This window comes from Actinospica durhamensis (assembly GCF_018139695.1).
In the GTDB taxonomy this organism is placed as follows: domain Bacteria; phylum Actinomycetota; class Actinomycetes; order Streptomycetales; family Catenulisporaceae; genus Actinospica; species Actinospica durhamensis.
Window position 1 is genome coordinate 1 of record NZ_JAGSOG010000271.1, and the last position, 11382, is coordinate 11382.

At 72.9% G+C, this 11382-nt stretch carries 11 protein-coding genes; all 11 read right to left on the bottom strand.

Annotated features, from left to right (window positions below):
• Window positions 1-377 precede the first annotated feature (377 nt).
• Entirely contained in the window at window positions 378-1067 is a 690-nt protein-coding gene (rpe, locus tag KDL01_RS33520; RefSeq protein WP_212532705.1) for a ribulose-phosphate 3-epimerase, read from the bottom strand.
• 130 nt (window positions 1068-1197) lie between these two features.
• On the bottom strand, window positions 1198-2580 hold the full coding sequence (locus KDL01_RS33525) for an RsmB/NOP family class I SAM-dependent RNA methyltransferase (protein ID WP_212532706.1): 1383 nt from the start codon (window positions 2578-2580) through the stop codon (window positions 1198-1200).
• Between the two features lie 47 nt (window positions 2581-2627).
• On the bottom strand, window positions 2628-3560 hold the full coding sequence (gene fmt / locus KDL01_RS33530) for a methionyl-tRNA formyltransferase (protein WP_212532707.1): 933 nt from the start codon (window positions 3558-3560) through the stop codon (window positions 2628-2630).
• Window positions 3561-3657: 97 nt separating this feature from the next.
• Complete coding sequence (def, locus tag KDL01_RS33535; protein ID WP_212532708.1) at window positions 3658-4200, bottom strand: peptide deformylase; 543 nt, start codon at window positions 4198-4200, stop codon at window positions 3658-3660.
• A 107-nt stretch (window positions 4201-4307) separates the two neighbouring features.
• Window positions 4308-6338, bottom strand: coding sequence for a primosomal protein N' (locus KDL01_RS33540; RefSeq protein ID WP_212532709.1), 2031 nt, complete (start codon window positions 6336-6338; stop codon window positions 4308-4310).
• Between the two features lie 105 nt (window positions 6339-6443).
• Window positions 6444-7649: a methionine adenosyltransferase gene (metK, locus tag KDL01_RS33545; protein WP_212532710.1), complete on the bottom strand. Its 1206-nt coding sequence runs from the start codon at window positions 7647-7649 to the stop codon at window positions 6444-6446.
• A gap of 198 nt (window positions 7650-7847) precedes the next feature.
• Window positions 7848-9101, bottom strand: a complete 1254-nt coding sequence (gene coaBC, locus KDL01_RS33550) for a bifunctional phosphopantothenoylcysteine decarboxylase/phosphopantothenate--cysteine ligase CoaBC (protein WP_212532711.1) — start codon at window positions 9099-9101, stop codon at window positions 7848-7850.
• Window positions 9102-9120: 19 nt separating this feature from the next.
• Entirely contained in the window at window positions 9121-9396 is a 276-nt protein-coding gene (rpoZ, locus tag KDL01_RS33555) for a DNA-directed RNA polymerase subunit omega (protein ID WP_212532712.1), read from the bottom strand.
• 58 nt (window positions 9397-9454) lie between these two features.
• Window positions 9455-10051, bottom strand: coding sequence for a guanylate kinase (gene gmk / locus KDL01_RS33560; protein WP_307846734.1), 597 nt, complete (start codon window positions 10049-10051; stop codon window positions 9455-9457).
• A gap of 151 nt (window positions 10052-10202) precedes the next feature.
• Window positions 10203-10523: an integration host factor, actinobacterial type gene (gene mihF / locus KDL01_RS33565; protein ID WP_034269753.1), complete on the bottom strand. Its 321-nt coding sequence runs from the start codon at window positions 10521-10523 to the stop codon at window positions 10203-10205.
• 260 nt (window positions 10524-10783) lie between these two features.
• Complete coding sequence (locus KDL01_RS33570; protein ID WP_212532713.1) at window positions 10784-11326, bottom strand: MFS transporter; 543 nt, start codon at window positions 11324-11326, stop codon at window positions 10784-10786.
• Window positions 11327-11382 lie beyond the last annotated feature (56 nt).

The following is an 11382-nucleotide window of genomic DNA, read 5'->3' on the forward strand; positions in this document are numbered from 1 at the left end:
GTTTCCCCCGGCGCCCCGGGCGCCCTCGATTCCCAGACCCTCTCTACCCCTGCCCGCCCCAGCGAGCCGCGGTTGAGCTCGCGCCCTGAGACCGTGCCCGCCACGTCACCCACGACGTGGCGGGCATCGGCGCATCCACACTCGGTGCCGTGCCTTCAGAGCACGCTTACTCGGCAGTGCCCGTTCGCTTCGTGCACACCTACTCGGCAGTGCCCGCCGACTCCGTACCCGCCGACTCGGCGCGCGTACTTTTCAGTGCACGCACGTCACAGTGCACGCACGTCACAGTGCACGCACGTCACAGTGCACGCACGTCACAGTGCACGCACGTCACAGTGCACGCACGTCTCAGTGCACGCACTCCCGGCCCCGTGCTCTCAGTGCGCGCAGGCCCAGTCCGACGCCGAGGTGGCCTTCTCCGCCAGGGCGCGCAGTTCGCGCACGGCGCGATCGCGGTCCTCGGCGGCGTAGACGGCGGATCCGGCCACGAACACGTCGGCGCCGGCGTCGGCGCAGCGTTCGATGGTCTCGGCGGAGACCCCGCCGTCCATCTGCAGCCAGATCTGCCCGCCGTGGCGCGCGATGGCCTCGCGGGTGCGGCGCACCTTCGGCAGCACCGTCTCCAGGAAGCGCTGGCCCCCGAAGCCCGGCTCCACCGACATGATCAGCACCATGTCGAGCTCGGGCAGCAGGTCCTCGTAGGGCTCGATCGGGGTCGCGGGCTTCAGGGCCAGGCCGGCCCTGGCGCCGGCCGCGCGCAGGGACCGGGCCAGCCGGATCGGCGCGGCAGCGGCCTCGACGTGGAAGGTGACCGAGCGGGCGCCCGCCTCGGCGTACGCGGGGGCCCAACGGTCCGGGTCCTCGATCATGAGGTGACAGTCCAGCGGGAGCTCGGAGACCCGCATCAGGGACTCCACGATCGGCAGCCCGAGCGTGAGGTTGGGCACGAAGTGGTTGTCCATCACGTCGACGTGCACCCAGTCGGCCGCCGGGGAGATGGCGGCCACCTCGTCCGCGAGGCGGGCGAAGTCGCTGTTGAGGATCGAGGGCGAGATCTGTACGGCCATGCCCCCCATTCTCCCGTACGGAAGGCCCGACACCTGCCGACGACGCGTCAGACGAGCCGGCACGCCGCCGCCGAACGCCACCGCCGTGCTGCTCCCCGCAAGCGCCGCCGCGCCGACGAACGCCCCGCACTCAGTCCCGCGCCGCGTCCTCACGCCGCAGCAGCGCCATGTACATCGCGTCGGTGCCGTGCACGTGCGGCCACAGCTGCACGTCCGGGCCGTCACCGAGCTCGGGGACGCCGGGCAGGTACGGGCGGACGTCCACCCGCGCGACGTCGGTGCGTCGACGCAACACGTCGTCGACGACGAGGCGCGTCTCGGCCAGGTGCGGGGAGCACGTGACGTACGCCACGAGTCCGTCCGGGCGGGCCGAGTCGAGGGCCGCGTGCAACAGCTTCTTCTGCGTCTCGGCCAGCAGCGCCACATCGCCCGCGCCGCGCCGCCAGCGCGCCTCGGGCCGCCTGCGCAGGGCGCCGAGGCCGGTGCACGGCACGTCCGCGATGACGCGGTCGAACAGGCCGGTGCGCCAGGCCGGCTTGGTGCCGTCGGCGGTGATCGCCTTGTGCAGTCCGGGGATCGGCTGCAGGGCGCGCTTGACCAGCCGGGCGCGGTGCGGGGCGAGTTCGGCCGCGATCAGCCGGCCGCCGCGCTGGGCCACAGTCGCGGCGAGCAGGGCCGCCTTGCCGCCCGGGCCCGCGCACAGGTCGAGCCAGAGTTCGTCGTCGCCGGTCAGCTTCGCCTCGGCCAGCGCGAGCGCCACGAGCTGGCTGCCCTCGTCCTGCACGGCCACGCGGCCGCGGCGCACCGCCTCGATCCGGCCCGGGTCGCCGTGGCCGAGGTAGGCGGCCGTGCGCGCGTAGCGGCCGGGCTCCGCGCCCTCCTCGATCAGGTCCTCGACATCGGCCATGCCGGGCCTGGCCACCAGCGTCACACCGGGGCGCTCGTTGTCCGCGCGCAGCAGGTCGTCGATCTCGTCGTGCGCGACCTCGGCGCCGCGGTGGGCGGCGAGCGAGTCCCAGAGCGCTGAGACGATCCAGCGCGGGTGGGCGCGGAAGAGCGCGAGGAAGCCCTCCGGGTCGTCCTGCGGGTTCGGGGCGATCTGCTCGACCCAGCCCTCGAAGTCGGTCCGGCCGACGCGGCGCAGCACCGCGTTCGACATCCGCGCCGCGCCCTCGTGCAGCACCTCACGGGCCAGGTCCACGGTGGCGGCGACGGCGGCGTGCGGGGGGATCCGGGTGGCCAGCAGCTGGTGGGCGCCGAGGCGCAACAGGTCGAGCATTTCCGGGTCGAGCTGGTCCAGCGGGCGGTCCACGCACGTGGCCAGGATCGCGTCGTAGGTGCCCTGGGCTCGGAGCGTGCCGTAGGCCAGCTCGGTGGCCAGCGCGGCGTCACGCGTGTCGAGGCGGCGCTCGGTCAGCAGCCCGGGCAGCACCAGGTTGGCGTACGCGTCGTGCTCGGAGACGGCTCGCAGGGTGTCGTAGGCGGCACGGCGGGCTGGATCGGAAGTGCGCATCAGGGGATCTTACCGACTATTCCTGGAGGTGGCGGCCGTCGTCGCGCTCAGGCGAAGTACACGGTCTCGGTCAGGTGCAGCCCGCGCGCCCAGTCGGCCGCGTTCATCCGCTTGCGGCCCTGCGGCTGCACGTCGCCGAGGCGCACGGTGTGGCCGGAGCCGGTGCCGACGACCACGCCGCGCTTGTCCACGACGACGCGCCCCGGCTCGACGTCGGTGGCACCGGGCAGCGGCGTGAGCGGGAAGAGCTTGACCCGCTCGTCGCCGAGCGTGGTCCAAGCGCCCGGGGCCGGGGTGCAGGCGCGCACCTGACGGTCGATGAACTGGGCCGGGGTCTTCCAGTCCACCCGGGCGTCCTCGACGCTGATCTTCGGGGCAAGCGAGATGCCGTCGGCCGGCTGCGGGACCGGGCGCAGTTCGCCGTCCTCGATGCCGTCGAGGGTGGCCGCGAGCAGGCGGGCGCCGTCGACGGCCAGCCGCTCGAGCAGGTCCCCGGCCGTGTCCGTGCGGCCGATCTCGGTGGTGATCGAGCCGTAGAGCGGGCCGGTGTCGAGGCCCTGTTCGAGCAGGAACGTGCAGGCACCGGTGATCTCGTCCCCGGACATCAGCGCGTGCTGCACGGGAGCGGCGCCGCGCCAGGCGGGCAGCAGCGAGAAGTGCAGGTTCACCCAGCCGCGCGCCGGGATCCGCAGCGCGTCGGGCGGGATCAGGCCGCCGTAGGCGACGACGGGGCAGACGTCGGGGGCGAGCTCGGCCAGCCGCGCGAGGAATTCGGGGTCGCGCGGGCGGGCCGGGGTGAGCACTTCGATCCCGTGCTCCTCGGCGAGCCGGCGCACCGGCGAGGGCTCGAACCGCCGGCCCCGGCCGGTGGGGGCGTCCGGGCGGGTGAGCACGGCCACGACCTCGTGCCGGGACGAGGCGATCAGGGCCTCGAGCGAGGGGACGGCCGGCTGCGGGGTGCCCGCGAACAACACGCGCATGGTTTCCGGTGCCTCGATCCTTGAGCGGGGGTGACGGTTCCGACGCCGCGTCAGCCGGATAAGGCGGATGCGGGGGCTGGGACAGCGGCGGGGCGTATCAGAGCGCCGAGCCGAAGGTGGCGTGCGGGGACTGCTTGACCCGGATCGGCTGGCCGGCCCAGTCCGCCTGCCGGATGGCGCGCAGCGCGGCCTTGCGCTGTTCCCGGTCGAGGCGGTCGACGAACAGGATGCCGTCGAGGTGGTCGGTCTCGTGCTGCACGCAGCGGGCGAGCATGTCGCTGCCCTCGACCACGACCGGTTCGCCGTGCTCGTTGAAGCCCTTGGCCACCACCCGCAGCGCCCGCGTGCACGGGAAGGCCAGGTCGGGGATGGACAGGCAGCCCTCGTTACCGTCCTGGGTCTCGTCGGACAGGTCGAGGCTCGGGTTGACCAGGTGCCCGGTGACGCCGTCGACGTGGTAGGTGAAGACCCGCAGCGACACGCCGAGCTGCGGGGCGGCGAGCCCGGAGCCGGGAGCGTCGACCATGGTCTCGGTCAGGTCCCGCACCAGGGTGCGCAGTTCCTTGTCGAAGTCGACCACCGACTCCGCGGGTGTGCGCAGCACCGGGTCGCCGAAGAGCCGGATCGGTCGGATCGCCACAGTACTGCCCCTGCCCTCGCTGGTTGCTTCGCGTTGTTCCCAGCCAGTTTACCGACCGTGGAAGGGCGCCCGGCCCGGCTTCGGCGGATGTACCGGATCCGCCGAAGCTACGCCAGATCCACCGGATCGATGCGCAGCCGTACCGGTTCCTCGACCTTGCGGGCCGCGCGCACGCCCAAAGCCGCCTTGAGCGCGCGGGCGAGGCGGGCACCGTCGGCCCGGTCGCAGCGCACCAGCATCCGTTCGGTCGCCGCGCCCGCGCGCTGCGCCGGGACCGGCCCGAGCAACTGCGCCCCCTCGGGCAGTTCGGCGAGGTCGAGCAGCTCCTTGAGCGCCGGGTACGCGCCGGTCAGCTCGGCGATGCGCGCGGTCGGGGGGTAGCCGAGTTCGGTGCGTTCGGCCAGTTCGCGGCGGGCGAATCCGGCCGGGTCCCAGCGCAGCAGGGCCTGGGCGGCCGGAAGCGTGCCGTCGCCGCACAGCAGCACCGCGCCGCCGCTGCCGGCCGGGCGGACCAGGGCGGCCGCGCCCAGCCAGCGGCGCAGGGCCTGTTCGGCGGCGCGCAGTGTGGGCAGGTTGAGCATGTCCTGGGCGTCGAGGATCAGTGCCGCCGCGTAGCCGCCGGCCGCGACCGGTTCGGCGCCCGGCGTCGCGAGCACCAGCGCGGGCTCGGCGCCCACCTGGTCGATCACGCCGCGGGCCGCGTTGCTCTCGCGCACGGCCACTCCGGGGATCGCGCGCCCGAGTTCCTCGGCGCTGCGGTGCACGCCGGTGGCCCGGCTGCGAAATCTGACGCCGAAACAGTTCCGGCACGTCCACTTGGTCACGATGCGTCCGCACCACCCGCAGAGCGGGTCCTGCTGCGGGCCGGGCTGGGCCAGCGGGCCCCCGCAGTGCCCGCATCGGGCCGTCTCACGGCACTGCGCGCAGGCCAGGCGCGGCCGATATCCCGAGCGGGGCACCTGTACCAGGACGGGCCCGCGCGTCAGAGCCTCCCTGGCCATGCGCAGGGCCTGCGGCGGCAGATGGCCGGCGACGGCGCCGGGGTGCAGTTCGCGGTCGCGGCCGCGTTCCTCGTTGAGCGCGAACACCCGCGGCGCGTGCTCGCGGATGGTCGCGCGCGCGGCGGACAGCGGCCTGGCCCAGCGGCGTTGCACGAGGTGCGCGGCCTCTGCGGTGGCCGCGTAGCCGCCGATCAGCGCGCCCGCCCCGGCCTGGTGGGCTCTGAGCAGCAGCACCTCGCGGGCGTGCGGGTAAGGGGCGAGGCGGACCGCGTGCCCAGAGTCCGCGTCGTCCCAGATCGCGACGAGGCCGAGATCGGCGACCGGAGCGAACTGCGCGGCCGCGGTCCCGACCACCGCGCGAATCCGCCCTCGACTCAGCGCGAGCCAGCGGCGGTAGCGTTCGGCCGGTCCGAGATCGGCGGTCAGGGCCACGTGCCGGCCCTCCCCCAGCGCACGGGTGAGCGCCGCGTCGAACCTGGCCACGTCGCGGCCGGTGGCGGCGATGACGACGGCGCCGCGCCCTCCGGCCAGCGTGGCCTGCACCGCCGCGGCGAGCGCGGCGGCGGGGTCGGTGTTGGGCAGCACCGTCCAGACCGCGCGCGCGGATTGTCCGCGGGTCAGCGACTCGAGGTACTCCGCTCCCCCGGGATAGGCGAGCCAGGGCTCTGGCACGGGCGGCGGCAACGGTCCGAGCAGCGGCTCAGCCGACTTCTCGGCCTCGGTCTTGGCGTGCCGCGGCGGGACCACGAGGCGCAGGACGTCCGCGAGCGTGCCGCCGTAGAGCTCCGCCACCTGCCGGGCCAGCGCGAGGGATTCCGGGCCGAGCACCGGTTCCGGGGACACCACCCGCTCGATCGGCACGAGGTTGCCGGTGAAGTCCGTGTGCTCGAGCCGCTCGATCAGATAGCCGTCCACGAGCCGCCCGGCGAAGCGCACCCGGACCCGTACACCCGGCTGCGCGTTCTCGGCCAGCCGGGCCGGCACGCTGTAGTCGAAGTAGCGGTCGAGATGCGGCGGCTCGAGATCGACGGCGACGCGCGCGACCGGGCGTTCGGCGGCGGGCTCCACCGGCTTGGGGGGTCCGGACACGCGGGCGCGCACCAGCGCCAGCTGTTCGTGTACGGTTTCCTGCCCCACAACGCCCCATTAAACAGCCGTCCTCCGACAGCCGACGCCCCGCCGCGTCTGAGCGGACGCGACGGGGCGTGCGGAGCGTGCGGAAGTCGGAGAACCGAAACTGCGTCAGGCGACGGCGGCCTTGAGCGCGTCGACCCGGTCGGTGCGCTCCCAGGTGAACTCCGGCAGCTCGCGGCCGAAGTGGCCGTACGCGGCAGTCTTGGCATAGATCGGGCGCTTGAGGTCGAGGTCGCGGATCAGCGCCGCCGGACGCAGGTCGAAGACCTTGCCCACGGCGCGCTGGATCTCCTCCACCGGGACCGTCTCGGTGCCGAAGGTCTCGACGAAAAGGCCCACCGGCTCGGCCTTGCCGATCGCATACGCCACCTGCACCTCGGCCCGGCCGGCCAGGCCCGCGGCGACGATGTTCTTCGCCACCCAGCGCATCGCGTACGCCGCCGAACGGTCCACCTTCGACGGGTCCTTGCCGGAGAAGGCGCCGCCGCCGTGGCGGGCCATGCCGCCGTAGGTGTCGACGATGATCTTGCGCCCGGTCAGGCCGGCGTCGCCCATCGGGCCGCCGATCTCGAACCGCCCGGTCGGGTTCACCAGCAGCCGGTACCCATCCGTCTCCAGGTCGAGCCCGGCCAGCTCCGGCTCCACCACGTACTCGCGGATGTCCGGCGCCAGCAGCGTCTCGAGGTCGATGTCCGAGGCGTGCTGGGTGGAGACGACCACGGTGTCCAGGCGCACCGGCTTGTCGCCGTCGTACTCGATGGTGACCTGCGTCTTGCCGTCCGGCCGCAGGTACGCCACCGTACCCTCCTTGCGCACCCGGGCCAGGCGCTGGGCCAGCCGGTGCGCCAGCGCGATCGGGAGCGGCATCAGCTCGGGCGTGTCGGAGCAGGCGTAGCCGAACATCAGGCCCTGGTCGCCCGCGCCCTGCCGGTCGAGCTCGTCCTGCTCGCCCTCCACCCGCGCCTCGTAGGCCGCGTCCACGCCCTGCGCGATGTCCGGGGACTGCGAACCGATCGAGACCGAGACGCCGCACGAGGCGCCGTCGAAGCCCTTCTTCGAGGAGTCGTAGCCGATCTCCAGGATCCGCTCGCGCACCAGCGCCGGGATGTCCGCCCATCCGGTGGTGGTGACCTCGCCGGCCACGTGCACCTGCCCAGTGGTGATCAGCGTCTCGACCGCCACCCGCGACGTCGGGTCCTCGGCCAGCAGCGCGTCCAGAATCGTGTCCGAGATCTGGTCGGCGATCTTGTCGGGGTGCCCCTCCGTCACGGACTCGGAGGTGAACAGGCGGCGATCGGTGTACGTACGGACCACGGGGGGCTTCCCTTCTGCAGCGGCTGCTGACTTCTCGTGGCCCAGTGTAACCGTCGAGGCTTACAGTGGAAGGAGCGGTCCCGATCCGTGGACCGATGAATGGTCAGATCTGGGCGCTTAAGCCGTTGCCTCAACCCCGTCACAACGACAATTGCCGCAATCGCGGCACTCGTCCGGCTCGGGCGTGGCTCGCCGGCGTCAGGTGGCGTCGGACCGCCACGCGAGCACGCGGTCCCAGATCAGCTCGGCCAGCGCCGCCTTCGATCCCGGCGCCACCGGCGTCTGCGCGCCGCCCGCCTCCACGATCACGGCCTCGGTCTCCGGCAGGCCGAAGACCTTGTCGGCGCCGACCTCGTTGACCACCAGCAGGTCCACGCCGTACTTCGCCAGCTTGCGGCGCCCGAGTTCCAGCGCCGAGTGCTGCGCGTCGCCGGTCTCGGCGGCGAAGCCCACGACCGTCTGCCCCGGCCGGGCACGGTGGTGGGCGATTTCACGCAGGATGTGGGGGTTCTGCACCAGATGCACGACGGGAGCCGAGGTGTCGTCGCTCTTCTTGATCTTGGCCTCGGCGTAGTCGGCCGGGCGGAAATCCGCCACCGCGGCGCTCATGACCACCACGTCGGCCTCGGGCGCGACCGCGAGCACCTGCTCGCGCAGCTCCAGCGCGGTGCCGACACGCAGCACCTTCGCGCCGGCCGGGTCGGGCAGCGCGACGTTGGCCGCGATGAGGGTGACCTCGGCGCCACGGGCCAGCGCGGCCCGGGCCAGCGCGTAACCCTGCAGGCCGGAGGAGCGATTGCCGAGGTAGCGGACCGGGTCGAGCGGCTCGCGGGTGCCGCCCGCGGTGACCAGCACGCGCAGACCGGCCAGATCGGGCCCGGCCGCGCCACGCCGGAGCACCGCCTGCGCGGCGGCGAAGATCTCTTCCGGGTCGGGCAGCCGCCCGGGGCCGGAGTCGGCGCCGGTGAGCCGGCCCACCGCGGGGTCGAGCACGATCGCGCCGCGGCGGCGCAGCGTGGCCACGTTCTCCTGCGTGGCCGGGTGCAGCCACATCTCGGTGTGCATCGCGGGCGCGAAGAGCACCGGGCAGTGCGCGGTGAGCAGCGTGTTCGTGAGCAGGTCGTCGGCCAGGCCGTGGGCGGCACGGGCGAGCAGGTCGGCGGTCGCCGGGGCGACTACGACCAGGTCGGCGCGCTGGCCCAGGCGCACGTGCGGCACCTGCGGTACGTCCTGCCAGACCTCGGCCGAGACCGGGTGCCCGGACAGAGCCTCCCAGGTGGGCGCCCCGACGAAGCGCAGTGCGCTCGCGGTGGGCACCACCCGGACCTCGTGGCCGGATTCGGTCAGCCGGCGCAGCAGCTCGCAGGCCTTGTAGGCGGCGATCCCCCCGCCCACGCCGAGCACGACGCGGGGACGGGCGGGCGGCGCGGCGCCGGCGTCTGCTGCCACCATGGGCCCTAGGCCGCCTGGATCAGAGCGAGTTCGGCGTGGTGGGGGCGGGCTCGATCGGCTCGGCCGTGAGCAGGCCGGCGTTGATCTCGCGCAGGGCGATCGAGAGCGGCTTCTCGTGCACGTGCGTGTCGACGAGCGGGCCGACGTACTCGAGCAGGCCCTCACCGAGCTGCGAGTAGTAGGCGTTGATCTGGCGGGCGCGCTTGGCCGCGTAGATGACCAGGCTGTACTTGGAGTCGGTCGCCTCGAGCAGCTCGTCGATCGGCGGGTTGATGATGCCTTCGGGCTCGGTCATGGACAAGGTGAAGACCTCACGACTTGGATCGAGTGTGGGGACGGCGGCCGGAAGCGGCTCAGCCGACACCCATCAAGGTTAACAGTTCGCGCGCCACGTCCTCGACGGACGTGTTCACGAGGGTGGTGTCGAACTCGGTCTCGGCCGCGAGCTCCTCGCGGGCCGCGGTCAGCCGACGCTCCTGGACCTCGGGCGGCTCGGTGTTGCGCCCGATGAGCCGGCGCACCAGTTCCTCCCAGCTCGGCGGAGCGAGGAAGACGAGCAGCGCGTCGGGCATGGCCTCGCGCACCTGCCGGGCGCCCTGCACATCGATCTCGAGCAGAGTGGCGGTGCCGGAGGTCAGTTTGTCCAGCACGGGCTGGCGCGGGGTGCCGTACCGGTTGCCGGCGAACTCGGCCCACTCGAGCAGTTCGCCGTTGGCGATCAGCTTGTCGAAGCCGTCCTCGTCGACGAAGCGGTAGTGCTTGCCGTCGATCTCGCCCGGTCGCGGATGGCGGGTGGTGGCGGAGACGGAGAGCCAGACCTCAGGGTGCTGGGCGCGCAGATGCGCGAGCACCGTGCTCTTGCCGACCGCCGAGGGCCCGGAGAGCACCACCAGCCGTGGCCGGTGCTCAATCGGTGGTTCGGGGCGCGCGGTATCGGTCGAGGTCGTCACGCGACCTGAGCCTAGCGCATCGCCGGTACGCCATCGGAATGGCGAACCGGACGACACGCCACTGCCACGGTACGCAAGGCCGAGCCCCGTGCCCCGTGCCGCCCTCGGATATGAGGACTCTGATCAACCGCGGGCCCCGTCGGCCCGAGGCTTACTTGGCGGAACCGAACTCGCGCTCGAGCGCCGCGATCTGGTTCGCACCGAGGCCGCCGACCCGGCGGTTCTCGGAGATGGAGAGCCGCTCCATGATCTGCTTGGCCCGGACCTTGCCGACGCCCGGCAGGGACTCGAGCAGGGCCGAGACCCGCATCTTGCCGATGACCGGGTTCTTCTGGCCTTCCTGGACAACCTCGGACAGGGAGGCGCCAGAGTGCTTGAGGCGGTTCTTCACCTCAGCACGCTCGCGGCGAGCCGCGGCGGCCTTTTCCAGGGCAGCCTGGCGCTGTTCGGGAGTGAGGGGCGGGAGAGCCACGCCAATTCACCTCAATGACATCGAAACGGATTGTGGGGGGTTGAGCCGGCCGCGTGCGAAGGCCTCGGCCCGGGTGATCGGGCCCCGATACGGCTCGGGTCCCGAATGCTCGGGTGTGACGTTTCGCCCGGCCGGTCGGCTCGGTGGTCCGTTGCCGGAACCTAGTCGCTTCCCGCGTGGGTTGCAAGGTGACACCCCCGCTGGTCTGCGATAAAACCGGAGCGTACCGGAGTCGGGCGCGCCGTGTGCAACGGATCGGGCTATTCACCCTCCCGAGGGCCGGATTTCGTCCCGAATGAGAGTTCTTTGTCCAAATTATTCGTGGCCTGGTTATCCCGACGCCGTGCCTGATCCCGGCCTTGGGCACGCGGAAACGGCACCTCGGAGGGGTCCTGGCCGACGGGCTCCGGCAACTGATCGACGAGCCGCACGGCCCGGGAAGCCGTGGTCCACAAGGCGGTCGCGGCGAAGCAGCCCGCGAGCACCAGCACCGCGGACTCGGCCCCGAAGGCGTCCGCGAGCACTCCCGCGACGGGCGTGGCCGTCCACAGCAGGCTGCTGACGGCGAACTGCCGGGCCGAGAGCACCCGCCCCAGCAAGGCCTCGGGAACCACGCGCAGTTCGTAAGTTTCGAGCACGACGGTCAGCGGCACGATCAGGAAGACGAGCCCGGCCCCGATCACCCCGATCTGCCAGGGTTTCGGCGCGAGCGCGACCGCCACGGAGGCGCCCACGACCGCCCAGGAGGCGCACAGGACGAGAGCACGCCCACTGAGCCGCCGGGCCAGCAGCGGCGCGCTCACGGCCCCGAGCAGCCCTCCCACCGCCGCCGCGGACGTGATGGCCCCTGTCTCTTATA